This window comes from Mycolicibacterium boenickei, assembly GCF_010731295.1.
In the GTDB taxonomy this organism is placed as follows: Bacteria; Actinomycetota; Actinomycetes; order Mycobacteriales; family Mycobacteriaceae; genus Mycobacterium; species Mycobacterium boenickei.
In genome coordinates this window covers 4,013,315-4,036,253 of record NZ_AP022579.1, presented here as the reverse complement: position 1 = coordinate 4,036,253, position 22,939 = coordinate 4,013,315, and the positions used below count along the sequence as shown (strand labels likewise).

At 68.4% G+C, this 22,939-nt stretch carries 22 protein-coding genes; 12 read left to right on the top strand and 10 right to left on the bottom strand.

Annotated features, from left to right (window positions below):
* The first annotated feature begins 160 nt into the window (after positions 1–160).
* From G6N57_RS19130 to pucL, 4 genes are read left to right on the top strand one after another with little or no spacing between them, the layout of a single operon-like run.
* Positions 161–1,327, top strand: a complete 1,167-nt coding sequence (locus G6N57_RS19130) for a nitrate ABC transporter substrate-binding protein (RefSeq protein ID WP_077741027.1) — start codon at positions 161–163, stop codon at positions 1,325–1,327.
* A 29-nt stretch (positions 1,328–1,356) separates the two neighbouring features.
* A complete protein-coding gene (locus tag G6N57_RS19125; protein ID WP_077741028.1) occupies positions 1,357–2,325 on the top strand; it encodes an isopenicillin N synthase family dioxygenase in 969 nt (322 codons plus the stop codon).
* 17 nt (positions 2,326–2,342) lie between these two features.
* A complete protein-coding gene (gene uraH, locus G6N57_RS19120; RefSeq protein ID WP_077741029.1) occupies positions 2,343–2,669 on the top strand; it encodes a hydroxyisourate hydrolase in 327 nt (108 codons plus the stop codon).
* Between the two features lie 2 nt (positions 2,670–2,671).
* Positions 2,672–3,571, top strand: coding sequence for a factor-independent urate hydroxylase (gene pucL, locus G6N57_RS19115; RefSeq protein ID WP_077741030.1), 900 nt, complete (start codon positions 2,672–2,674; stop codon positions 3,569–3,571).
* A gap of 7 nt (positions 3,572–3,578) precedes the next feature.
* Here the strand turns inward: pucL and uraD are convergent, their stop codons facing one another.
* Genes uraD through cobN form a run of 3 tightly spaced genes read right to left on the bottom strand, consistent with a single transcriptional unit; the run spans position 3,579 to position 8,087 of the window.
* Entirely contained in the window at positions 3,579–4,061 is a 483-nt protein-coding gene (gene uraD, locus G6N57_RS19110) for a 2-oxo-4-hydroxy-4-carboxy-5-ureidoimidazoline decarboxylase (RefSeq protein WP_077741031.1), read from the bottom strand.
* 5 nt (positions 4,062–4,066) lie between these two features.
* Positions 4,067–4,447 carry a PPOX class F420-dependent oxidoreductase gene (locus tag G6N57_RS19105; RefSeq protein ID WP_077741032.1) on the bottom strand — a complete coding sequence of 127 codons (381 nt, stop codon included), beginning with the start codon at positions 4,445–4,447 and terminating at the stop codon, positions 4,067–4,069.
* Positions 4,448–4,496: 49 nt separating this feature from the next.
* Complete coding sequence (gene cobN / locus G6N57_RS19100; protein WP_234815635.1) at positions 4,497–8,087, bottom strand: cobaltochelatase subunit CobN; 3,591 nt, start codon at positions 8,085–8,087, stop codon at positions 4,497–4,499.
* Positions 8,088–8,442: 355 nt separating this feature from the next.
* Between cobN and cobG the strand changes: the two genes are divergently transcribed.
* The 5 genes from cobG to G6N57_RS19075 all read left to right on the top strand — a co-directional run bounded on the left by cobG (position 8,443) and on the right by G6N57_RS19075 (position 13,537).
* Positions 8,443–9,567: a precorrin-3B synthase gene (gene cobG / locus G6N57_RS19095; protein ID WP_077741983.1), complete on the top strand. Its 1,125-nt coding sequence runs from the start codon at positions 8,443–8,445 to the stop codon at positions 9,565–9,567.
* Positions 9,568–9,576: 9 nt separating this feature from the next.
* Positions 9,577–10,203, top strand: a complete 627-nt coding sequence (locus tag G6N57_RS19090) for a precorrin-8X methylmutase (RefSeq protein ID WP_075920121.1) — start codon at positions 9,577–9,579, stop codon at positions 10,201–10,203.
* Positions 10,200–11,732 (top strand): precorrin-2 C(20)-methyltransferase, encoded by a 1,533-nt coding sequence (locus G6N57_RS19085; protein ID WP_077741034.1) that lies wholly within the window; start codon positions 10,200–10,202, stop codon positions 11,730–11,732. The genes G6N57_RS19090 and G6N57_RS19085 overlap by 4 nt, the downstream gene beginning before the upstream one ends.
* Positions 11,733–11,828: 96 nt before the next feature.
* Positions 11,829–12,467 (top strand): TetR/AcrR family transcriptional regulator, encoded by a 639-nt coding sequence (locus tag G6N57_RS19080; RefSeq protein ID WP_077741984.1) that lies wholly within the window; start codon positions 11,829–11,831, stop codon positions 12,465–12,467.
* Positions 12,464–13,537: a phosphotransferase family protein gene (locus tag G6N57_RS19075; RefSeq protein WP_077741035.1), complete on the top strand. Its 1,074-nt coding sequence runs from the start codon at positions 12,464–12,466 to the stop codon at positions 13,535–13,537. The genes G6N57_RS19080 and G6N57_RS19075 overlap by 4 nt, the downstream gene beginning before the upstream one ends.
* Here the strand turns inward: G6N57_RS19075 and G6N57_RS19070 are convergent.
* The 5 genes from G6N57_RS19070 to G6N57_RS19050 are packed head-to-tail and all read right to left on the bottom strand — an operon-like array spanning position 13,527 to position 18,542.
* Positions 13,527–15,086: an adenylate/guanylate cyclase domain-containing protein gene (locus tag G6N57_RS19070; protein WP_077741036.1), complete on the bottom strand. Its 1,560-nt coding sequence runs from the start codon at positions 15,084–15,086 to the stop codon at positions 13,527–13,529. The two genes, G6N57_RS19075 and G6N57_RS19070, sit on opposite strands and share 11 nt — an antisense overlap.
* A 27-nt stretch (positions 15,087–15,113) precedes the next feature.
* The gene (locus G6N57_RS19065; RefSeq protein ID WP_077741037.1) at positions 15,114–15,845 is read right to left on the bottom strand and encodes a cobalt-precorrin-6A reductase; all 732 of its coding nucleotides are present in this window, start codon (positions 15,843–15,845) and stop codon (positions 15,114–15,116) included.
* Positions 15,845–16,600 (bottom strand): precorrin-4 C(11)-methyltransferase, encoded by a 756-nt coding sequence (cobM, locus tag G6N57_RS19060; RefSeq protein ID WP_077741038.1) that lies wholly within the window; start codon positions 16,598–16,600, stop codon positions 15,845–15,847. Before cobM ends, G6N57_RS19065 begins: the two co-directional genes overlap by 1 nt.
* A complete protein-coding gene (cbiE, locus tag G6N57_RS19055) occupies positions 16,597–17,787 on the bottom strand; it encodes a precorrin-6y C5,15-methyltransferase (decarboxylating) subunit CbiE (RefSeq protein ID WP_077741039.1) in 1,191 nt (396 codons plus the stop codon). The genes cobM and cbiE overlap by 4 nt, the downstream gene beginning before the upstream one ends.
* The gene (locus G6N57_RS19050) at positions 17,784–18,542 is read right to left on the bottom strand and encodes a decaprenylphospho-beta-D-erythro-pentofuranosid-2-ulose 2-reductase (RefSeq protein ID WP_077741040.1); all 759 of its coding nucleotides are present in this window, start codon (positions 18,540–18,542) and stop codon (positions 17,784–17,786) included. Before G6N57_RS19050 ends, cbiE begins: the two co-directional genes overlap by 4 nt.
* A gap of 35 nt (positions 18,543–18,577) precedes the next feature.
* Between G6N57_RS19050 and G6N57_RS19045 the strand changes: the two genes are divergently transcribed.
* Complete coding sequence (locus tag G6N57_RS19045) at positions 18,578–19,003, top strand: F420-dependent biliverdin reductase (RefSeq protein WP_019343992.1); 426 nt, start codon at positions 18,578–18,580, stop codon at positions 19,001–19,003.
* Here G6N57_RS19045 and G6N57_RS19040 read toward each other — a convergent pair.
* Complete coding sequence (locus G6N57_RS19040) at positions 19,000–20,127, bottom strand: M24 family metallopeptidase (RefSeq protein WP_077741041.1); 1,128 nt, start codon at positions 20,125–20,127, stop codon at positions 19,000–19,002. The genes G6N57_RS19045 and G6N57_RS19040 overlap by 4 nt on opposite strands.
* A gap of 73 nt (positions 20,128–20,200) precedes the next feature.
* Here G6N57_RS19040 and G6N57_RS19035 point away from each other — a divergent pair, with 73 nt between their 5' ends.
* Together G6N57_RS19035 and G6N57_RS19030 are read left to right on the top strand one after the other, a co-directional pair.
* Positions 20,201–21,052, top strand: coding sequence for a hypothetical protein (locus tag G6N57_RS19035; protein ID WP_077741042.1), 852 nt, complete (start codon positions 20,201–20,203; stop codon positions 21,050–21,052).
* Entirely contained in the window at positions 21,049–22,008 is a 960-nt protein-coding gene (locus tag G6N57_RS19030) for a 5'-3' exonuclease (RefSeq protein ID WP_077741043.1), read from the top strand. Before G6N57_RS19035 ends, G6N57_RS19030 begins: the two co-directional genes overlap by 4 nt.
* An 83-nt stretch (positions 22,009–22,091) precedes the next feature.
* Here the strand turns inward: G6N57_RS19030 and G6N57_RS19025 are convergent, their stop codons facing one another.
* The gene (locus tag G6N57_RS19025) at positions 22,092–22,922 is read right to left on the bottom strand and encodes a DUF4333 domain-containing protein (protein WP_077741044.1); all 831 of its coding nucleotides are present in this window, start codon (positions 22,920–22,922) and stop codon (positions 22,092–22,094) included.
* Positions 22,923–22,939 lie beyond the last annotated feature (17 nt).

Genomic DNA, 22,939 nt, shown 5'->3' with positions numbered 1-22,939 from the left:
CCACGTAAGAAACGGCGCGAAACATCCTCGACTACAGGCTTTTTCAGGAGACTTCCGACGCGATCCAGGTCGGTAACGCGACCGTAACGGGAGAAGAGACTGCATGTAATCAGCAGTTGGGAGCGTGGCCGAACCCCGCCCCCTTCCAGCTAGGAGAACCGTGCGAAATTCGCTCGCCCGCCGTCTCGGCTCCACTGCCGTTGCTCTTGCGGTCCTCTGTCTGCCCGCCTGTGCCTACGGATCCCACGAAGCCGTCGAGGCCACGTCGCTCGAACCCGCCGGCGACGCGCAGAACCTCGCCGAAGTGTGTCCGGCCGATATCGGCATCCAGCTGCAATGGCAACCGCAGTCCGATATGGGGGCCGTGTTCGAGATGCTCGGTCCTGGATACCGAGTCGACACGAACTCGAAGTCGGTCACGGGGCCGCTCGTGGCCGGCGGCAAGGACACCGGGGTGGACCTGACGCTGAAATCGGGCGGCCCCGCCATCGGATTCCAGTCGGTGACCTCACAGCTCTACGTGGACGATTCCGCCATGCTCGGGATCGTGCACGGAGATCAGTTGATCGCGGCGGCCGCCGAGCAACCGGTCGTCGGGGTCACGCCACTGCTCAAGTACAGCCCCTCGATTCTCATGTGGGACCCGCACAGCTACCCGACCTGGAAGTCCGTCGCGGACATCGGAAAGTCCGATGCCACAGTGGTGGTCGCCAAGGATCAGATCTTCCCGCAATGGATGGTGAAGAAGGGCTTGCTGAAGCCGTCCCAGATCGACACCAATTACGACGGGGCGCCATCGCGATTCGTCAGCGATCCGACCATCACCCAACAGGGCTTCGCCAACTCCGAACCGTTCACCTACGAGCACGACACGCCGGCCTGGAACAAACCGGTCGCCTACGGCCTCATCAAAGACGCGGGCTACGACATCTACGCCTCCAACGTGGTCGTCCGCGCCGACAAACTGCAGGAGATGTCGCCCTGCTTGGCGAAACTGGTCCCGATCATCCAGCAATCCGGGGTCGATTACGCCGCATCACCAGACCGGGTCAACGGCACCATCGTCGACGTCATCGCACAGGACCCCACCTACTCGCCCTACAGCAAGGCCGAGGCCGACTACAGCGCCACGTTACTGGTCGAAAAGGGACTGTTGGCCAACGAGGACGACGGGTCCTTCGGCGTCTATGACCAGGCACGAATCCAGCGAAACCTCGACGATCTCCGTCCCGTCCTTGCCGACACCGGCAACCGGGTTCCGGCGTCGACGACCGCGCAGCAACTGTTCACCAACCAGTTCAGCGATCCGGCCATCGCCCTCCCCTGACCATCCCACCCAGAACGAGAGTTGACGACATGACCTACAACATGACCGAACTGCAGCGCGAGAGCCGCATGGGGGCACTGGGCACGGAACGCGAGCGCGAGGTCTGCCGTATCTCACTGGCCGACCTCGACACCCGGCGGTCGCAGATCGCCGACGAATTATGGTCGGCGGCAACCGATATCGGATTCTTCCAACTGGTCGACCACGGCATCGACCTCGCGGAAGTGGGCCGGGCGTTCGAGCTCGCCGAAGCCTTCTTCGCGCTGCCCGATGAGGTGAAGGCACGCAGACCGAAACGGTTCAATTCCGGCTGGGAAAGCCTGACCCAGGTGCGTCCGTCGGTGGGCACACCCGACCAGAAGGAGTCCTACCAAGTCACTCTGTCCGACATGGAAGGGCTGTGGCCGACGGCAGATGAACTGGCCGGGTTCGCTGAAACGATACGGGCTTTCGAGCAACACTGTTGGGCGTTGGCGATGGAAGTGCTCTCCCTGTTCGCCGACAAGCTGGGCTTCGAACGTGACTTCTTCACCCGCGCCCACGATCCGTCCGCACCGACATACCAGAGCACGCTGCGGTTGCTGCACTACTTTGCCGTCCCGCAGGAAGCGGACCTGAGCGGTATGTGGCGCGCCGGCGCCCACACCGACTTCGACTGCCTCACCCTGCTGTTTCAGCGTGCCGGGCAAGGTGGGCTGCAGGTGTGCCCCGGCAAGGAGACCGATACCCAGCAGTGGACCTCGATCGAGCCGACCGATGACACCATCACCTGCAACATCGGGGACATGCTGATGCGGTGGAGCGACGACCTGCTGCCGTCGAACTTCCACCGGGTGCGCAGCCCGGGACCTGCTGAGTTCCGTGGCTCTCGCTACAGCATCGCGTTCTTCGCGCAGGCGAACAGCGAGGTGGTGATCGCAGGACCGGCCGGGAAGTATCCGCCGATCACCGCGAAAGACTATCTACAGCAACGCATCAACGCGAACTTTGTCCGCTAGTCGCCGGAGACCATGACATGACGGTCCATGTCAGCACGCATGTTCTCGACGCGGTCACCGGCCGGCCCGCCGCCGGGGTGCCGGTGCGGCTCACCACCGCCGACGGCACCGTCCTGGCCGAGACCCGCACCGACGACCAGGGCCGGGTGACGGACCTCTACACCGGCGATCTCGGCGGCGTGTTTCGTCTACGCCTGGACACCGCAGCGTATTTCACCGCTTGCGGCGTGACGGGTTTCTACCCCGAAGTGGTGATCAGCTTCCACGTCGATGACCCCGACGGCAACTACCACGTACCCCTGCTGCTTTCGCCCCACGCCTATTCGACGTATCGAGGAAGTTGAAGATGTCAACAATCATTCTTGGCAAGAATCAGTACGGCAAGGCCGAGAACCGGGTGGTCCGCATCTACCGGGACACGCCGCGACACGAGATCCGCGACGTCACGGTATCCACCTGTCTACGCGGCGATTTCAGTGCCGCTCACCTCACCGGCAACCAGGCCGACGTGCTCCCCACCGACACCCAGAAGCAGACAGCCTATGCCTACGCCAAGGAGAAGGGGCTGCTGGCGATCGAGGATTACGGACTCGACCTGGCGCGTCATTTCGTCGCCGAAATCGCACCGGTGCAGGGCGCGCGGGTCGAGATCGACGAATATGCCTGGCAGCGAGTGGATGTCGGCGGTCAAGGGCACAACCACACCTGGGTCCGTGCCGGACAAGAGGTGCGAACCGCTGCGGTCACGGTGGACGAGGACGGAGAATGGGTGGTCGGCGGCCTGAAAGATCTGGTGATCCTGAAGTCGACCGGCTCGGCGTTCACCGGATTCCTCACCGACGCGTACACCGTTCTGGAACCCGCACATGATCGCGTAATGGCCACGTCCTTGACGGCGCAGTGGCGTTTCACCACAACAAAAGTCGCCTGGGACGAGGTCTATCGTGGCGTCAGGGCGCTGATGACGGAGACGTTCGCCGTCGTGGCGTCACGCGCCCTGCAGCAGACTCTCTACGAGATGGGCAAGGCGGTGCTGGAAAACTATCCGATGCTTGCCGAGATACGGCTGTCGGCACCGAACAAGCACCATTTCGCCTACGACCTCACGCGGTTCGGCCTGGAGAACAACAACGAAGTCTTCCACGCCGACGACCGCCCGTACGGGCTGATCCAAGCCACCGTCACCCGCGACGATGCGCCTCCGGCCGGTTCCGCCTGGGATGCCCAGCAGGGGTGGCTGGGCTAGGCGACGGTCAGAAGAGGCGTGCGAGCCGCAACCGGTTGATCTTGGCCAGCTCGCCGCGCATCACTGTGCGCTCGGTTTCCGCATCGTTCGAGAGCCGCCCGGTGAGAATGCCCAGCAACTCCTCCGCCGACCGCCCGCTGGCGCACACCAGGTATACGTAGCCGAACTTCTCCTCGTAGGCACGGTTTTTCGCGGCGAGTTCGGCCCGGAGGGCGGCACCGGCGGTGGCCATGCCGGCCTGTTCCCGCACCGAGGACGGGTTGTCCGGGCGATCCCCGATGCGTGGGTGGCCGTCGAGGGCGGCGTCGATCTCGACGTCGGGCAACGTCGCCACCACCTGGTCGGCCTGGTCGAGCAACTCATCGAGGTCGACGAACGGCCCGCGCGCCTGCAGTTGATGGCTCCAGGCCGGCGATGAGCACACCGACGACAGCAGCTGCACCTGCTGTCGCCGGTCGAGTCGGTTGAACTCTTCGATCGGTCCCGGCATCGGCGCTAGGACGCCCGCAGTTCCAGCCCGACGTTCTTCTCCATGCCGCCGCGCAGTTTGGAGAAGAAGTTGAAGGTTTTGCCGATCAGGCCATACCGCCTGCCGATGCCGTCGTAGATCTCGCCGTTGTGCGATCGGTCGAGGACGGTGGCGGTGGCCTCGACGGCTTCACTCTTGGGATTGCCCCGCATGTCGCACACCGCAACGGTGACTCGCGGGGTGTTCCGGATCCGCTTGACCTTCCACGAGTCCGCCTCGGTGATCACCAGCAGGCGATCACCGTCGGGCACCGACCAGATCGGGGTCGGCTTGGGTCGCCCGTCCTTGGTGAAAGTGGTGAGCAGAACGTAGTTGGCCTTGGCGACATCGGCGAAGGTAGGAGCCATGACGCCCAATCTAGGCCAACAAACCGGAGGCCGTTGATTCTCGACGCTGTCAGCCCTCGAGCTCGCCTTCGGTTTCCAGCAGCACCTGACGGAGCCCATCCAGGGTGGCCTGCTCGGGCTCGGCCCACATCCCGCGGCCCGCGGCCTCCAGCAGCCGTTCTGCCATGCCGTGCAATGCCCACGGATTGGATTCGGACATGAACTTGCGGTTCTCGTCGTCGAGCACGTATTCCGCCGAGAGGCGCTCGTACATCCAGTCGGCCATCACGTGCGCGGTGGCGTCGTACCCGAACAGGTAGTCGACGGTGGCCGCCATCTCGAACGCGCCCTTGTAGCCGTGCCTGCGCATCGCGGTGATCCAGCGCGGGTTGACCACCCGCGCCCGGAAGACGCGATTGGTCTCCTCCGACAGCGTCCGGGTGCGGACCGCGTCGGGGCGGGTGTTGTCGCCGATGTAGGCGGCAGGCGCCTGTCCGGTGAGCGCGCGCACGGTGGCGACCATGCCGCCGTGGTACTGGAAGTAGTCGTCGGAGTCGGCGATGTCGTGTTCACGGGTATCGGTGTTCTTGGCGGCCACCGCGATTCGCCGGTAGGCCCGGTTCATGTCATCGGCCGCGGGTGCGCCGTCGAGTCCGCGGCCGTAGGCGAATCCGCCCCAGGCGGTGTACACCTCGGCCAGGTCGGCGTCGTCACGCCAGTTGCGGCTGTCGATCAACTGCAGCAGGCCCGCTCCGTACGTCCCCGGCTTGGAACCGAAAATCCTTGTGGTGGCTCGTCTTTGATCGCCGTGCTCGGCCAGGTCGGCCTGGGAGTGGGCACGCACGTAGTTGTCCTGTGCCGATTCGTCGAGCCCGGCCACCAGCGCCACCGCATCGTCGAGCATGGTGACCACGTGTGGGAACGCGTCACGGAAGAACCCGGAGATGCGCACCGTGACGTCGATGCGCGGGCGGCCCAGTTCGGCGAGGTCGATCGGCTCCAGGTTCACCACCCGGCGCGAGGCGTCGTCCCACACCGGCCGCACCCCGAGCAGAGCCAGCACTTCGGCGATGTCGTCACCGGCGGTACGCATGGCCGAGGTGCCCCACACGGACAGGCCGACCGACTGGGGCCAGTGGCCGTAGTCGGTGCGGTAGCGGTCCAACAGCGAATCGGCCATCGCCACACCGGTTTCCCAGGCCAGCCGGGACGGCACTGCCTTGGGATCCACCGAGTAGAAGTTGCGCCCGGTGGGCAGCACGTTGACCAGTCCGCGCAACGGCGATCCGGACGGCCCCGAGGCGATGAAGCCACCGGACAGGGCGCGCAGCACCTGGTCGATCTCGCATTCCGTCCCGGCCAGCCGAGGTACCACCTCGGTGGCCGCGAACCGCAGGATGCGGGCCACCTCGGGGTTGTCGGTGATCTTCGCGACTGCAGAAGCGTCCCAACCGGATTCCTGCAGAGCGGCCACCAGTTGACGGGCACCGGCCTCGGCGGCGTCGACGGCCGCGCGGTCGTCACTGCCGTCTTCGATCAGGCCCAACGCCTGACGCAGCCCGGGCACGGTCTGCTCGCCGCCGAACAGCTGCCGGGCCCGCAGGATGGCCAGTACCAGGTCGAGTTCGCCTTCCCCGGTGGGCTTTTGCCCCAATATGTGCAGGCCGTCACGGATCTGAACATCCTTGATCTCGCACAGCCAGCCGTCGACGTGCAGCAGCATGTCGTCGAAGGAGTCCTCGTCGGGGCGGTCCTCCAGGCCGAGGTCGTGGTCCATCTTGGCGGCCCGCATCAGCGTCCAGATCTGCTGGCGGATCGCCGGCAGCTTGCCCGGGTCCAGCGCCGATACGGTGGAGTGCTCGTCGAGCAGCTGTTCGAGTTTGGCGATGTCGCCGTAGGTTTCGGCGCGCGCCATGGGTGGGATCAGGTGATCGATGAGAGTGGCGTGGGCCCGGCGCTTGGCCTGGGTGCCCTCCCCTGGATCGTTGACGAGGAACGGGTAGATGAGCGGCAGGTCGCCGAGCGCCGCGTCGGTGCCACAAGCCGCGCTCATGCCGAGCGTCTTGCCGGGCAGCCATTCCAGGTTGCCGTGCTTGCCCAGGTGCACCACCGCATGCGCACCGAACGAGCCCGGGAACGACGAATCCAGCCAACGGTAAGCGGCGAGATAGTGGTGGCTGGGCGGCAGATCGGGGTCGTGATAGATCGCCACGGGGTTCTCGCCGAAGCCGCGCGGCGGCTGCACGATCAGCACCACGTTTCCGGCCTGGACGGCCGCGATGACGATCTCGCCGTCCGGATCGCTGCTGCGGTCGACGAAGAGCTCACCGGGCGGCGGGCCCCAGTGCTCGACGACGGCATCGGCGAGTTCGGCGGGCAGCGTGGCGAACCAGGCCCGGTAGTCCTTGGCCGGGACCCGAATCGGGTTGGCGGCCAGCGCCTCGGCGGTGAGCCAGTCCGGGTCCTGCCCGCCCTTCTCGATCAGGGTGTGGATCAGGGCGTCGCCATCTCCCGAGTCCAGACCCGGGATGTCACCGATGTCGTACCCGGCGTCGCGCATGGCCCGCAGCAGTGCGACCGCGCTGGCCGGGGTGTCCAGGCCGACGGCGTTGCCGATGCGGGCGTGCTTGGTGGGATAGGCCGAAAAGACGACGGCCACCCGCTTTTCCGCCGCCGGGATGGCACGCAACCGGGCGTGACGCACGGCCAGTCCGGCGACCCGCGCGCAGCGCTCGGGGTCGGCCACGTAGGAGATCAGCCCTTCGGAATCGATCTCCTTGAAGGAGAACGGCACTGTGATGATGCGGCCGTCGAACTCGGGCACCGCGACCTGGGTGGCGACGTCCAGCGGCGACATCCCGTCGTCGTTGTCTGACCATTGATCCCGCGAACTGGTCAGGCACAGCCCCTGCAGGATCGGAATGTCCAGTGCGGCAAGGTGGGCGACGTTCCAGGAATCGTCGCTTCCTCCCGCGCCGACCGCCGCCGGGGTGGCACCTCCGGCCGCGAGCACAGTGGTGACGAGTGCATCGGCGGTGCCGAGCAGCTCGAGGAGTTCGGGCTCGGCGGTGCGCAGGGATGCGCAGAACACCGGCAGTGCGCGGCCGCCGGCCTGTTCGACGGCGTCGCACAGCGCCTCGACGTAGGCGGTGTTCCCGGCCAGTTGCTGGGCCCGGTAGTAGAGGACGGCGACCGTGGGTGCGCCGTCGGCCGCTGCGGTGGCGGGGCGTTCCAGCACACCCCAGCTCGGGGTGGTCACCGGGGCGGCGAAGCCGAAACCGGTCATCAGCAGGGTGTCGGACAGGAACGAGTGGAGGTTCGCCAGATTCTCCAGCCCACCCTGCGCCAGGTAGATGTGGGTTTGCAGGGCCGCACCCTGCGGGGCGGTGGAATGTCCCATCAGTTCGGCGTCTGGCGATTGCTCGCCGCTGACCACCACCGTCGGCAGGCCGCTGGCCACCACGGTGTCGATGCCGTCCTGCCAGGCCCGGTAGCCGCCGAGTATCCGGATCACCGCGATGTCGGCACCGTCGAGCAGTTCCTCAAGTTCGCCGGTGACCAGCCGCGACGGGTTGGCCCAGCGGTACCGGGCCCCGCTGGCACGGGCAGTGATCAGGTCGGTGTCCGAGGTCGACAGCAGCAGGACGGTGGGAGCTAACACCCCCCATTCGTACCGCACCGGCTACCCGATCGGGGTAGCCGGTGCGGCAGAGGTAGTCAGGGGGTCAGGGCTGGGTCTCGCCGAAGCGGTCGTGCCACGACTGCCGGTACGGCATACCCGCCGTCGCGATGAGCACGAGGACGAATGCGGTGAATGCACCGAAGGCAAGCATGGAGCGCTCCTCTCGTCAGATCCTTGGGTGTCGCTTTCCAGTTCCCGGTACCGGTGGTCCCGGGAATCCTCATAAACGGTACGTCCGCAGGCGGTGAAAATCGCCGATCTGTAAGCGACCGAACAGGTTTCCGGGCCAGTGACCGATGTCACAACAACCGCCGAAAGTAAGATGGCGGGCGATATGACCAGGACCCGCGACCAGGACGCCTGCCCCGGTGCACTGACGGTGCACCAGGCCGCCGACGGTGCCCTGGTCCGGATCAGGCTCCCCGGCGGGATGATCACGTCGGGCCAACTGACCGCACTGGCCCAGGTGGCCGAGCAGTTCGGCTCGCCCGCAATGGAACTGACGTCTCGTGGCAACATCCAGATCCGGGCGGTGACCGATACCGACGGGGCCGCCACGGCGCTGACGGCAGCGGGCCTGCTGCCGTCACCGACCCATGAGCGGGCCCGCAACATCGTGGCCTCGCCGCTGTCCGGACGTTCGGGCGGCGTCACCGACGTGCGCCCGCTGGTTGTCGACCTCGACCGCGCCATCCAGGCCGATCCGGTGCTGGCGGACCTGCCGGGCAGGTTCTGGTTCAGCCTGGACGACGGCCGCGGCGACGTGTCCGGGATCGACGCCGACGCCGGGGTGCACGCCCACGATGACGGCACGTTCGCGCTGCTGCTGTCCGGGTGCGACACCGGGATACGACTGGATGCCGGTGACGTGGTGGCGGCCCTGACCGAAGTGGCCGTCCGGTTCGTCCAGATCCGCGGAAACGCCTGGCGGATAAATGAACTCGATGATAGTTCGCCACTGTTGGACGGCCTGACCATGAGCGCGGCGCCCGGAGCCACCTGGCCGCCGACGGTGACACCGCCGGTCGGCTGGATCGAGCAACGCGACGGCGACATCACACTGGGCGCCGCGGTGCCGCTGGGGGTCCTGCAGGCCCGGGTCGCCCAATTCCTTGCCGCCGTCGAGACCCCGCTGGTGATCACCCCGTGGCGCTCGGTCCTGGTGTGCGACGTCCCGGAGGGCGTCGCCGACACGGCCCTGCGCGTGCTGGCACCGCTGGGACTGGTGTTCGACGAGAACTCGCCGTGGCTGAGGGTCAGCGCCTGCATCGGCAGCCCCGGGTGCGCGAAGTCCGCCGCGGATGTGCGGGCCGACGCGGCGGAGGCGGTAACCACCCCCACCGATACCGATGTCCACCGCCACTTCGTGGGCTGCGATCGGGCCTGTGGCAGCCCGCCCGCCGGGGACGTGCTGGTGGCCACCGAGGACGGATACCGGCTGCGTATCACGCCCCCGTAGGGTATGCGGGTGCTCGACTACATCCGTGACGCCGCTGAGATCTACCGGCAGTCGTTCGCGACGATCCGCGCCGAGGCGAACCTGTCGCGTTTCCCCGACGATGTGTCGCGGGTGGTGGTCCGGCTGATCCACACCTGCGGCCAGGTCGACGTCGCTGATCATGTCTCCTACACCGACGACGTCGTGACCAGGGCTCATGCCGCACTGGCCGCGGGCGCCCCGGTGCTGTGCGACTCGTCGATGGTCGCAGCCGGGATCACGCGCTCCCGGCTGCCCGCCGACAACGAGGTCGTCTCGCTGGTGGCCGATCCGCGTGCCCCTGAGATGGCCGCGAAGTTGGGATTCACGCGCTCGGCGGCCGCGGTCGATCTGTGGGCCGACCGCCTCGGCGGTGCGGTGGTCGCGATCGGCAACGCGCCGACGGCCCTGTTCCGGCTGCTGGAACTGCTCGACGAGGGCGCGCCGGTACCGGCCGCGGTGTTGGGCGGACCCGTCGGATTCGTCGGCTCGGCCCAGTCCAAACAGGAACTGATCGAGCGCCCGCGTGGCATGTCCTATCTGGTGGTGACCGGCCGTCGCGGTGGCAGCGCAATGGCCGCGGCCGCCGTCAATTCGATTGCGAGTGAACACGAGTGAGCACAACGGCGGCAGAACGTGAAACCCGGGGCACCCTGTACGGCGTCGGCCTGGGCCCGGGCGATCCAGAGCTCGTCACGGTCAAGGCGGCTCGGCTGATCAGTGCCGCGGACGTGGTGGCCTATCACAGCGCCAAGCACGGACACAGCATCGCCAGGGGCATCGCCGCGCCGTATCTGCGCGAAGGCCAGCTCGAGGAGCACCTGGTCTATCCGGTCACCACCGAGACCACCGACCATCCCGGCGGGTACGTCGGCGCGATGGAGGATTTCTACGCCACGGCCGCCGAGCGCATCGCCGCCCACCTGGAGGCGGGCCGCGACGTGGCCCTGCTGGCCGAGGGCGACCCGCTTTTCTACAGCTCCTACATGCACATGCACACCCGGCTCACCGAGCGGTTCCACGCGGTCATCGTTCCCGGCGTCACCTCGGTGAGCGCGGCGTCGGCCGCCACCGGTACCCCGCTGGTGCAGGGCGATGACGTGCTGACGATCCTGCCCGGCACGCTGCCGACCGCTGAACTGGAGCGCCGTCTGGCCGACACCGACGCGGCCGTCGTGCTCAAGCTGGGCCGGTCCTACACCCGGGTGCGGGAAGCCCTCGAATCGACGGGGCGGCTGGACGAGGCCTACTACGTCGAGCGGGCCAGCACGGACCGGCAGCGGGTCTCTCCTGCCGGAGAGGTCGGCAACGAAGGCGCGGACATCAAGGTGCCGTATTTCTCGCTGGCCATGGTTCCCGGGCGTTCGCGGTCCAGGTCAAAGCAGGGCAGCGTGGTGGTCGTCGGCCTCGGTCCTGGCGACTCGGACTGGATGACCCCGCAGAGCCGCCGCGAGCTCGCCGCGGCCACCGACCTGATCGGCTACGGCCCCTACCTCGATCGAGTCGGAGCCCGCGCCGGGCAGCACCATCACCCCAGCGACAACACCGACGAGCCGGCCCGTGCCCAACTGGCCTGCAAGCTGGCTCAGGAAGGCCGTACGGTCGCCGTCGTGTCCTCGGGTGACCCGGGGGTGTTCGCGATGGCCACCGCGGTACTCGAAGAGGCCAAGCAGTGGCCCGGCGTCGAGGTCCGGGTGATCCCCGCGATGACGGCGGCCCAGGCGGTCGCGAGCCGGGTCGGTGCCCCGCTCGGCCACGACTACGCGGTGATCTCCCTGTCCGACCGGCTCAAGCCATGGGACGTGATCGTCGAACGCCTCCGCGCGGCAGCCAAGGCCGACCTGGCGCTTGCGATCTACAACCCGGCCTCCAAGACCCGCACCTGGCAAGTTGGCGCGATGCGCGATCTGCTGTTGGAGTACCGCGATCCGAGTACTCCGGTGGTCGTCGCGCGGGCCGTCTCGGGTGCGGAGCCCGGCCCGGGTGAGCGGGTGTCCGTCGTGCGCCTCGCCGATCTGGATCCGGCCCAGGTGGACATGCGCACGATGCTGATCATCGGTTCGTCGCAGACGCAGTGGTACACCGGTTCCGCGGCCGGCGACACCACCGAGGATCGGGTGTTCACCCCGCGTCACTACCCCGGCTGAACCACCCACTGACTCACGTCGAGATTTATTGACTGCTGTCAGAATGATCGATAGTGTCCGGCGTCACACCCGTTGAAAATGGGAGGGCCGGCCAGCATGCCGACGGCACCACAAGGCGCACCCCCGCGGTCACCGGTCGACCGGCGCCAACCGCAACGCAGCGAGCAGCGGCGCACCGCGATCCTTGAGGCGCTCAACGAGCACCTACAGCAGACCGGGTTCGATGCGCTGAACATCGCCGAGGTGGCGCGCCAGGCCGGCGTCGGCCGGTCGGCGTTCTACTTCTATTTCGAGAACAAGGCGGCGGCCGTCGCAGCGCTGGTCGAACCCATGTACGACGCGTTGTTCGCGGCCAACAACATCCTCGCCGACGTGGCGCGGCCACCCCGTGAACGCGTCCACGACACCATCGAAGCCGTGCTGAAGACCGCGGAGGATCACCGCTACCTGCTGCAGGCCATGTTGGAGGCGCGTGGCTCCAGCGGGGCCGTGCGCGATCTGTGGGACCAGGCGCGAGAGTCGTTCGTCCCCACCGTCTCGACGGTGATCACCACCGAGCGCACGGCGGGCCGCGCCCCCGGCGGCGTCGACCCGGCCGTACTCGCGGGCCTGCTGCTGGAATTCAACGATCGACTGATCGAACGGTTCATCCTGGGTGGGCCGCTGTCACGACGACAACTACTGGAAGGCGCAGAGGCGATGTGGATGGGCTCGATCTACGGGGCAGTGCAGTGACCGCGGCCGGATCGCTCCCCAAGTCCATTCCGAGCACGCCCGCCGAGGTGACCGCCGGATGGTTGTCGCAAATCCTTGGCGCCGAGGTGGATTCGGTGCAGACCGCGCCGATCGGCACCGGCCAGACCGGCGCCACCTACCGGGTCACGGTCAGCTACCGCGACGAGACCGGCCTGCCTGCGACGTTCGCGGTCAAGCTGCCGTCGCAGGACGAGACCGTGCGCGACCGCGTCACCATCGGCTACCGCTCCGAGCACGCCTTCTACACCAAGGTGGCCGAGCACGTACACATCCCGGTCCCCCGCTGCCATCACTGTGAAATAGCCGGCGACGGAGCTGATTTCGTCCTGCTCCTGGCAGATATGGCACCCGCTGAACAAGGCGATCAGATCGCCGGCTGCACACCCGCCGAGGCGACCCTGGCGGTGCTGGCGCTCGCCGATCTGCACGGGCCGACCTGGGCCGACCCACAATGGGCGAACTTCCCCGGCATCGCCATGCCCAAGCCGGAACCGGACTCCGCCAAGGGATTCGGTGATGTCGCGAAGATGGCCGCCGACATCACCCTGGACAAGATCGGTGCGCGCCTGGACCCCGAGGACCAGGACACCATGCGTACGGCGATGTCGGTGGTGACGCCCTGGCTGCTGGCCGAGCCGGACCGGTTCGCGATCCTGCACGGCGACTACCGGCTGGACAACATGCTGTTCGACCCCGACCGCACCCGGATCACCGTGGTGGACTGGCAGACGCTCGGCTCGGGCCTGCCTGCCCGTGACCTGTCGTACTTCACCGCGACCAGCCTGGACCCGGCTGTTCGGGCCGCCGCCGAAGCCGACCTGGTCACCGCCTACCACGATCGGCTGCTGTCCCACGGAGTCACCGACTATGACCGCGAAACCTGTTGGCAGGATTACCGTTTGGGCATGCTTCAGGCGCCGCTGATCACCGTACTCGGCACCGCGTTCGCCAGCTCCACCGAGCGCGGCGACGACATGATGGTGACGATGGCACAGCGCGGATGTCAGGCGATCCGCGAGCTCGGCACGCTCGACCTGATCAACGCCTGACCGGCGGTCCCGTGACGCGGGCGCCCGGGGTGACCCGGGCTATCCCCCGCACGATCCGAGGCATTCGACGTGCCATCACCGCCATGGCCTGATCCGATCGACGCATCGTGGGCCTCGGACCGGGCGTGGGCACCGAGGACAGCTCCGCTTCTGGCGTTCCGGCCCGCGCACCGTGGCGATCGACCGCCAGGAGCCGCCAGGTGCCGGGCACCCCACGCAGCTCGACGTCACCGCGGTCCTCGAAACCGGTCCCCGAGCCCACGACCAGATCACGAACGGTGCTGGACACCAGGATCTCCCCCGCGCCGGCCAACCCGAGGATTCGCGCCGCGATGTGGACGGCGATTCCCCCGATATCGCCGTCCAGCAGCTCGCATTCGCCGGTGTGGATGCCGGCGCGGATCTCGATGCCCATGGTCTCGGTCTGATCGCGCAGCGCCTCGGCGCAGCGGATCGCCTGTGTCGGGCCGTCGAAGGTGGCGAGGTGTCCGTCACCGGTGCTCTTCACCACGACACCACCGAATCGACCGGTCAGGTCAGCGGTGACCTCCCCCATCCGATGCAGCACCGCCCGCCACCGCTCGTCACCGGTGGCCGCGGCATGCCGGGTGGAGGCCACCATGTCGGTGAACAGCACCGTGCGCAGGGCGCGATGGGACTGCGACGGTGCGGCATGGCAGCCGGTGAGGAATTCCTCGATCTCGCTGGTGATCTCGTCGGGATTGGCGATCCACGGCGCATGGTCGGTGCCGTCCACCTCGAGCATCCGCGCACCCGGGATGCGGTCGGCGATATACCGCCCGCCCTGGATCGGGACCATATCGCCGGTGGCATGGATGACCAGGGTCGGCGCCGTGATCGTCGACAGGACCGACCGCACATCGATCCGGAACAGCGCCCCCAGCGTGGCCCGGGCCATTCCCGGGCTGGCACTCATCCGCTCGAACATCCCGAGCTGGCGCACGGACCCGGCGGCCGGGAACAGGATTTTGAGTGCCGCACCGGTACCCCACTGCGAGGTGCTGGCGCGGCCGAACTCCTGAAAGGTCGCCAGCTGCCGGGTCGAGGGCGTGTAATCCTCGCCCATCTCGGTCAGGATCCGCGCGTGCAGCTCGGACGGGTCACGGTCGAAGTCAGCCCACTCGGTGATGCCGAAGTATGCGAAGGTGCCGGCGAGGATCAGGGCCTGCGTGCGTTCGGGCCGGGTCGCCGCGAACAGCATCGCCGCGGGCCCGCCCTCGCTCAACCCGAACAGCACGGCGCGGCCGAACCCCGCGGCATCCATCACGGCCTCGATCTCGGCCGCCCGTTCGTCGAGCGTGCGTACCTGCGGGACGGGATCCGACAGCCCGACGCCGGCCTTGTCGTACAGCAGGACGCGGCAGAACGTCGAGATCCGCTCCATGAACGCCTCGAACTCGGGCATCGTCCAGAACAGCTCCAGATGGCTGACGAACGAACCGGCGTAGACAAGGTCGACGGGCCCGTCTCCGAATACCTGGTAGGCGAGACTCAGACCGCCGCACGGTGCATATGACGTCTCCGCCACGTTCGGAGCCTACTGCTGCGGGGTACCTCAGCCTGCGGTTTTGGCCCTAACCCAGTCAGCCGCCTCTGCGACCGTGGCCACCGTGTGCACCCCGGGCGGCAGTGGTGGACGGTCCACCATCACCACCGGCACGCCCGCCGCCTCGGCGGCCCGCAGCTTGGGCTCGGTCATCGCGCCGCCACTGTTCTTGGTCACCAACGCATCGATGCGGTGCTCCCGCAGCAGTGCCAGTTCCCCGTCGTAGTCATACGGACCGCGGGACAGCAGCAGATCGTGATCGGCGGGCAGGGTGTCAGGGTCCGGCGGGGTGACGGCGCGGATCAGGAACCAGGCGTCGACGTCCTTGAACGCCCGCGTGCCGGAACGCCCGGTGGTGAGGAAGACCCGCGAATACCCGTTGGCCGTCACGGTTTCGGCGGCTTCGGTGTCCGACCCCACCACGATCGCCGAGCCGGGGGCCCAGGCCGGCCGGGCCAGGATCAGGTGGGGCAGGGCGAGTTCGGTGCACACCTGGGCCGCGTGCGCGGTGATGGTGGCGGCGAAGGGGTGGGTGGCGTCGACCACGGCGTCGACGCGCTCGTCGACCAGCCACTGCCGCATCCCGTCCACCCCGCCGAACCCGCCGATGCGTACCGGACCGACCGGCAGCGCCGGGTCGGGGACCCGCCCGGCCAGCGAGCTGATCACCTCGATGTGCGGGTGCAGGGCCGCGGCCAGGGCGCGGGCCTCACCGGTGCCGCCCAGCAGTAGCACCTTCATCAGTGGGTGGCTCCGCGACGCCGCCCGGACGAATACAGGTAGCTGTCGGAGAACCCTTCGGCGGCAAGTACATCGCCGACGACGATCACCGCGGTCTTGGTCACCGCCGCGACATGCATCTTCTCGGCGATGTCGGCGAGCGTTCCGCGCAGCACGATCTCCTGCGGCCAGCTGGCGAACGCCACCACGGCACAAGGAGTTTCGGGGGTGTAACCACCGTCGAGGAGCTGCGGGACGATGTTGTCGATCTGGGCCGCGGCCAAGTGCAGCACCAACGTCGCTCCCGGGGCCGACAAGGTGCGCAGGTCCTCACCCTCGGGCATCGCCGTGGACAGGGTGGCCACCCGGGACAGGGTGACAGTCTGGGCGACGCCGGGGACGGTGAGCTCGCGTCCCAGCGCTGCGGCGACCGCGGCGAATGCCGGTACCCCGGGGACGATCTCGTATCCGATGCCCAGCTCATCGAGACGGCGACACTGCTCGGCCAGCGCACTGTAGATCGACGGATCACCCGAATGCAGCCGGGCCACATCCACACCCGCGCGATCGGCGGCGACCAGTTCGTCGATGATCTGGTCCAGGTTCAGCGGACCGGTGTCGACGACCTTGGCGTCGGGCGGACACAACGCCAGCAGGTCGTCGGGCATGATCGACCCCGCGTACAGGCACACCGGGCAGCTGCCGAGCAGTTTCGCGCCGCGCACGGTGATGAGGTCAGCCGCACCCGGGCCGGCCCCGATGAAGTACACCGTCATCGCTTGACCACCGCCCACTGCGTGACCGGCAGCGCAGGACGCCAGCCCGTGAAGCCGCCGATCGCGCCGCCCTGATAGTGCTGATACCGCCGCACCTCGCCGCCTTCCTTCGAATACCATTGCGCCACAACTGCTTCTGATTCCAGCGTGACCGCGTTGACCACCAGCCGCCCACCTGAGGGCAGCCGGTCGAAGCAGGCCTGCAGCACCCCGGGCTGGGTGACGCCGCCGCCGACGAAGATCGCGGCGGGCTCGGGCGCACCGTCGAACGACTCGGGAGCGCCGCCGCGGACGTCCACCCGAACCCCGAAAGCCGTGACATTGCTCATGATCCGGTCGCGGCGCTGCTCGTCACGCTCGAACGCGATCGCCGCGCAACCGGGTGCGCTGCGCGACCATTCGATCGCGATACTGCCCGACCCCGAGCCGACGTCCCACAGCAGTTCCCCGGGCCGTGGCCCCAGCGCCGCCAGCGTGACCGCCCGGATGGACTGCTTGGTCAGCTGCCCGTCATGGGCGAATTCCTCGTCGGGCAGCGCCTGAGCCCGGCGCTCGTCCGGCCGATAGTCCACTGCGATCACGTTGAGATCGTCGACGTCGACCGGCCCCGCCGTCGCCCAGTTCCGGGCGAGGCCGTCGTGGCGGCGCTCCCCCGGCCCGCCCAGTTGCTCAAGTACGGTCAATTCCGAGTCGCCCCGGCCGGATTCGCTCAGCAACCGCGCCAGCGCGGCCGGGGTCTGCGCGTCGCGGGACAGCACGATCGCGCGGCCGCCCCGGCGCACCGCGGTGTGCGGCGCGGCGGTGACCAGGCTGATCACCTCGGTGTCGGGCACCGTCCAGCCCATCCGGGCACAGGCCAGCGTCACACTCGACACGTGCGGCAGCACCCGGACCCGGTGCGCCCCGAACAACCGGATCAGCGTCGCACCGATGCCGTGCAGCAGCGGGTCACCGCTGGCCACCACGTGCACATCGGCGTCGCCGCCCGCCTTGTCGAACAGAGCCGGCAAGGCGGGCAACATCGGCGACGGCCATTCGCGACGGTCCGGCGTCACGCTCTCGTCGAGCAGGTCCAACTGCCGCGGCGAGCCGTACACGACGGTGGCGCGCGCCAACTCGTCACGCGAGGTGCGTGACAAGCCCGCCATCCCGTCGGCTCCGATGCCGACCACGGTGATGGTGCTCATCGGGGCATCCGCTGCCAGATCGGGCGTGGCACGAACCGCGTCACGAAGATCATCGGCCGGATCACCCACGGCACCCACACCGCACGCTTGCCGTTGCGCAGCGCCTTGGCCGCGGCATCGGCCACCTGGGCCGGCGTGCTGGAGAACGGCGCCGGGTCCATGCCCTCGGTCATGCGGCCGATGACGAACCCGGGCCGCACGATCAGCAGGTGCACCCCGGTTCCGTGCAGGGCGTCGGTCAGCCCGCTGGCGAATGCGTCGAGGCCGGCCTTGGCCGAACCGTAGACGTAGTTGGCGCGACGGGCCCGGGCCCCGGCGATCGAGGAGAACACCACCAGCCGGCCGCGGTCCCGGGCGCGCATGCGCTGAGCGAGCACGGTCAGCAGACCGACCTGGGCCACGTAGTCGGTGTGCACGACGGCCACGGCGTGGGCCGGGTCGGCCTCGGCGCGGTCCTGATCCCCGAGCACTCCGAAGGCCAGCACCGCGGTGTCGATCGGCCCGTGCGCGGCCTCGATCGCCTCGACCACGCGAGTGTGGCCGGCGACGTCGTCGGCGTCGAATTCGACGGTGTGCACCGCCGCGGCGCCGGCCGCCGTCACGGCCGCGACCTGCTCGTCGAGCTGGTCGGGGCGGCGGGCGGCCAGCACGACAACCGCCCCGTCGGCGAGCCGAACCGCGAGTTCGACACCGATCTCGCTGCGGCCCCCGAAAATCACCACGACACGGGGATCCGTGCCAGCCGTGTCATCCATGGCAGCGATTATGTCCTGCGCTAGCGTGGACCCCGATGGCTACATCTCGTGGCAAGGCAACCACCAAGCTCACCAGCGAAGCGCTGGCGTTCCTCACCGAACGCCACCTGGCGATGCTCACCACGTTGCGCTCGGACAACTCACCGCACGTCGTGGCGGTGGGTTTCACGTTCGATCCCAAGACGCACATCGCGCGGGTCATCACCAACGGCGGCTCGCAGAAGGCGGTGAACGCGCACGAGCGCGGCATTGCCGTGCTCAGCCAGGTCGACGGAGCACGTTGGTTGTCACTGGAGGGCAAGTCCACGGTGAGCAGCGAGCCGGACGCGGTGCGTGATGCCGAGCTGCGGTACGCCCAGCGCTATCGCACCCCGCGGGTGAACCCCCGTCGCGTGGTGATCGAGGTGCGGATCGAGCGCGTGCTGGGCTCCTCGGAGCTGCTGGACCGCAGCGAGGGCTAGTTCACCGGCACCACGACGAGGTCGTGCGGCTGGTTGTTGACCGACAATGCACCGTCCTCGGTGACCACGACGATGTCCTCGATCCGCGCGCCCCACTGCCCCGGGAAGTACACCCCGGGCTCCACACTGAACGCCATCCCGGCCTCCAGCGGCAGGTCGTTCCCCTCCACGATGTAGGGCTCCTCGTGCACCGACAGCCCGATACCGTGCCCGGTGCGGTGGACGAACGCCTCGGCCAGTCCCTCGGCGGCCAGGACGTCGCGGGCGGCCGCGTCGATCTGTTCGGCGGTCACGCCGGGGCGCACGGCCGCGACAGCCGCCCGCTGGGCGCGCTGCAACACCGCGTAGCGACGCGCCACCTCGGGATCCGGCTCGCCGATGCTGTAGGTGCGCGTCGAATCGGAGTTGTAGCCGGGCTCATACGGGCCGCCGATGTCGACGACCACGATGTCGCCCGCGCTCAGCTCGCGGTCGGAGCATTCGTGGTGCGGGTCGGCGCCGTTGGGGCCGGATCCGACGATGATGAACGCCACCTCTGAATGCCCCTCGGCGACAATGGCTTCGGCGATGTCGGCAGCCACGTCAGCCTCGGTGCGGCCGGGCACCAGGAAGTCGGGCACCCTGGCGTGCACGCGGTCGATCGCCGCGCCGGCCTTGCGCAGCGCGTCGATCTCGGCGGGGTCCTTGATCATCCGAAGGCGCCGCAGCACATCGGTGGCCAACACCGGGACCACGCCGAGCAGGTCGGCGAGCGGCAGCAGATGCAGGGCGGGCATGGAATCGGTGACCGCTGTCTTGACACCGGCGCCGCCGAGCGCGTCCGCCACCATCTGGTACGGGTTCTGCCCGTCCACCCAATCGCGCACCGCCACACCGAGTTCGGTGACCGCCGACTCGCGCAGCGCCGCCAGCTCCAGGCGCGGCACGACGATGGTCGGTTCTCCCGTGGCAGGCAACACCAGCGCCGTCAACCGCTCGAAGGTCTGCGCGCGCGAGCCGACCAGGTACCGCAGGTCATAGCCGGGTGTGATGACGAGGCCGGCCAGACCCGCTTCTGCCGCAGCTGCTGCGGCCGCGGAGAGGCGGTGGGCGTACACGTCGGTGCTGAATCGGCTGACGGTCATGGCATCGAGGCTAATCGGTGCGCGACCGTGGTGTCCGTCCAGGCGGGCGCCGGCACCGGCTACTGTCGCTGGAATGTTGCGTGATATCCGCGATCTCACCGACGATCCCGAGGCGTATGCGGCTGAGCTGCGACGGCGCTGGGGCGGGCTGCTGAGCTACCGCTACCTCGGTCGCTCGTACTCCTCGATGGACCTGGGTCCGGTCGACGACACCGTGACGCTGCGCCGCGACATGCGCAATCCGGCGGGAGGCGTGCTGCTGGCGGTGCTGGGCATCTCGTCTCCCGACAGTGGCGGCGTGAGCGATCTGGAGGCCGTACCCAACCCGGTCATCCACTCCTGCCAGGTGCTGGACCCGGGCGCCGACGTCGCGCGCATCCGGGTCGACACGGAGGTGCTCAAGCAGGGCAGGCAGCTGGCCTACAGCCGTTCGGTGATCGTCGACGCCGACAACCCCGAACGGGTCATCGCGCTCACCGAGGGGCAGGGCATCTCGATCGGTATACCGCCGGAGGGCCTGGAGAAGATGCCGGTCGACCCGATCGACATCGTCGACGGTCCGGATCTGCCGCCGCTGTGGCAGGTGTTCGGTGGTCAGAAGCGAGCTGACGGGCATTGGGCGCTGCCCGAGCTGGCGGTCGAGGTGGCCTCGCCGGACGCTGCCCTGCACATCGGGCCGCAGTTCGTGATCCTGGAGACCGCCGCCTCCGAAAGGGCAGCAGAAGCGGCAAATACCGATGCACTGCAAGGTCTTTCGTCGCACGTGATGTTCCTGGCGCGCGGCAAGGCCGGACCGTTCCGGGTCGACACCCGCGCGCTGCCCGGTGCGGGCGGCACCGTCGCGGTGCGAGCCACCTTGTACGACGAGGGTGCCGGTGGCAAAGCCGTCACCGCCGCTTCATATGTCTTCGGGAGGATCCAGTGAGCGACCCAGTTCTGCTGCTCGACGGCGCCAGCATGTGGTTCCGGTCGTACTTCGGTGTGCCGTCGTCGATCAAGGCACCCGACGGCAGGCCCGTGAACGCGGTGCGCGGATTCCTGGATTCGATCGCGACGCTGGTCACGCGGGAGCGGCCGCGCCGGCTGGTGGTGTGCCGCGACGATGACTGGCGGCCGCAGTGGCGGGTCGACCTGGTGCCGTCGTACAAGGCGCACCGGGTCGAAGAGCCCCAGCCTGACGGCATTCCCGACGTCGAAGAGGTTCCGGACGACCTCACCCCGCAGGTCGACATGATCATGGAGCTGCTCGACGCCTTCGGCATCGTGACAGCCGGGGCACCCGGGTTCGAGGCCGACGACGTGCTCGGCACCCTGGCGACGCGCGAACAGCATGATCCGGTGGTGGTGGTCAGCGGCGACCGTGACCTGCTGCAGCTGGTACGCGACGAGCCGACCCCGGCGGTCCGCGTGCTCTACATCGGCCGCGGACTGGCCAAGGCGACCAAGTTCGGCCCGGAGGAGGTCTCCGAGGTGTATGGCGTGCCGATCGACCGGGCTGGGCCGGCCTACGCGGAACTGGCCCTGCTGCGCGGTGATCCGTCCGACGGACTGCCCGGGGTCGCCGGGATCGGTGAGAAGACCGCCGCGACCCTGCTGGCCCGGCACGGTTCGCTGCAGGGCATCCAGACGGCCGCCGAGGACCCGAAATCCTCACTGTCCAAAGCACATCGGGCCAAGCTGCTGGCCGCCGCCGACTACATCTCTGCCGCCGAACCGGTGGTCCGGGTGGCCACGGATGCTCCGGTCACGTTGTCCGGCGCGACCGATGAACTACCGCTGGCCGCCCACGACCCGGCGCGAGTCGCCGAACTTGCCGCGGCGTACGGCGTAACCTCGTCGATCAGCCGGTTGCAGACGGCGCTGGACCGACTGCCGGGCTGACAGCGCGACCACGAACGCCATTTCCGACGTCAGGGTCGCTCGCCACGCGGCGAAGCGACCCTGACGTCGGAAATCAGCGGGTATTACTTGGGTCGACCGACCTCGTAGGTGCCCTTGTCGTCTTTGAAGGTCACCGTCACCTTGCGCTTGGTGCCGTCGATGGTGACCTCGCAGTCGAAGGTCGAATCCTTCTTCACCGTCGGGTTCTCACCGTCGTTGCACTTGACCCCGGTGACCTTGGTGGCGCCATAGCCGTTGGTCTTGTCGGTCAAGATCTGCTCGACTCCGCTCTGGGCCTTGTTGATGTCGAGCTTGGTCGTCATCGCCCATCCCGGCAGCCAGAACGCTGTCACCGCGAGGATGATCAGCAACAGCGCCACGAGGCCACCGACAATGCCGCCGATCGTGGCGAGCGAACGCTTGGATTCACCCGACGCACCCGGCACACCGTACTGCCCGAACTGTCCGGGAGCGCCGTACTGGCCCGGCTGGCCGTACTGGCCCGGCTGGCCGTATTGGCCCGGCTGACCGAACTGCGGGGGCTGACCGGGCTGCCCGTACTGCGGCTGCTGCCCGTAGCCCGGCGGCACCTGGCCGTAGCCCGGCGGCACCTGGCCGTACTGCGGCTGGGCGCCCGGGTAGGCCTGCTGGCCGTACTGCTCGGGACCCGGGTACTGCGGCTGCTGCGGCTGCGAGTAATCCGGCTGCGGCACGCCCTGGGTAGGCGGCTGGTACGACGGGTACTGCTGCGGCGTATACGCCGGCGGCTGCCAGGCCGGAGCTTGAGGCGTGGGGTCCTCGGATGCGGGGGTGGGCGGCTGCCACGCCTCGGCACCCGGCGCCTGGTCCCCCCCGGGCTCAGGCTGCTGACCGGGCCATTGCTGTCCCTGGTCAGGTCCCTGCGGTCCGCTCATGGTTCTCCTTGATCCTG

Bases quoted from the DNA above. Each gene is read 5' to 3' on its own strand.
- G6N57_RS19105 (WP_077741032.1), bottom strand. From the start codon at position 4,447: ATGGCTCCTACCTTCGCCGATGTCGCCAAGGCCAACTACGTTCTGCTC.
- G6N57_RS19065 (WP_077741037.1), bottom strand. From the start codon at position 15,845: ATGAAGGTGCTACTGCTGGGCGGCACCGGTGAGGCCCGCGCCCTGGCC.
- pucL (WP_077741030.1), top strand. From the start codon at position 2,672: ATGTCAACAATCATTCTTGGCAAGAATCAGTACGGCAAGGCCGAGAAC.
- uraH (WP_077741029.1), top strand. From the start codon at position 2,343: ATGACGGTCCATGTCAGCACGCATGTTCTCGACGCGGTCACCGGCCGG.
- G6N57_RS19125 (WP_077741028.1), top strand. From the start codon at position 1,357: ATGACCTACAACATGACCGAACTGCAGCGCGAGAGCCGCATGGGGGCA.
- G6N57_RS19025 (WP_077741044.1), bottom strand. From the start codon at position 22,922: ATGAGCGGACCGCAGGGACCTGACCAGGGACAGCAATGGCCCGGTCAG.
- G6N57_RS19035 (WP_077741042.1), top strand. From the start codon at position 20,201: ATGTTGCGTGATATCCGCGATCTCACCGACGATCCCGAGGCGTATGCG.
- G6N57_RS19080 (WP_077741984.1), top strand. From the start codon at position 11,829: ATGCCGACGGCACCACAAGGCGCACCCCCGCGGTCACCGGTCGACCGG.
- uraD (WP_077741031.1), bottom strand. From the start codon at position 4,061: ATGCCGGGACCGATCGAAGAGTTCAACCGACTCGACCGGCGACAGCAG.
- cobM (WP_077741038.1), bottom strand. From the start codon at position 16,600: ATGACGGTGTACTTCATCGGGGCCGGCCCGGGTGCGGCTGACCTCATC.
- G6N57_RS19040 (WP_077741041.1), bottom strand. From the start codon at position 20,127: ATGACCGTCAGCCGATTCAGCACCGACGTGTACGCCCACCGCCTCTCC.
- G6N57_RS19045 (WP_019343992.1), top strand. From the start codon at position 18,578: ATGGCTACATCTCGTGGCAAGGCAACCACCAAGCTCACCAGCGAAGCG.
- cbiE (WP_077741039.1), bottom strand. From the start codon at position 17,787: ATGAGCACCATCACCGTGGTCGGCATCGGAGCCGACGGGATGGCGGGC.
- G6N57_RS19050 (WP_077741040.1), bottom strand. From the start codon at position 18,542: ATGGATGACACGGCTGGCACGGATCCCCGTGTCGTGGTGATTTTCGGG.
- cobG (WP_077741983.1), top strand. From the start codon at position 8,443: ATGACCAGGACCCGCGACCAGGACGCCTGCCCCGGTGCACTGACGGTG.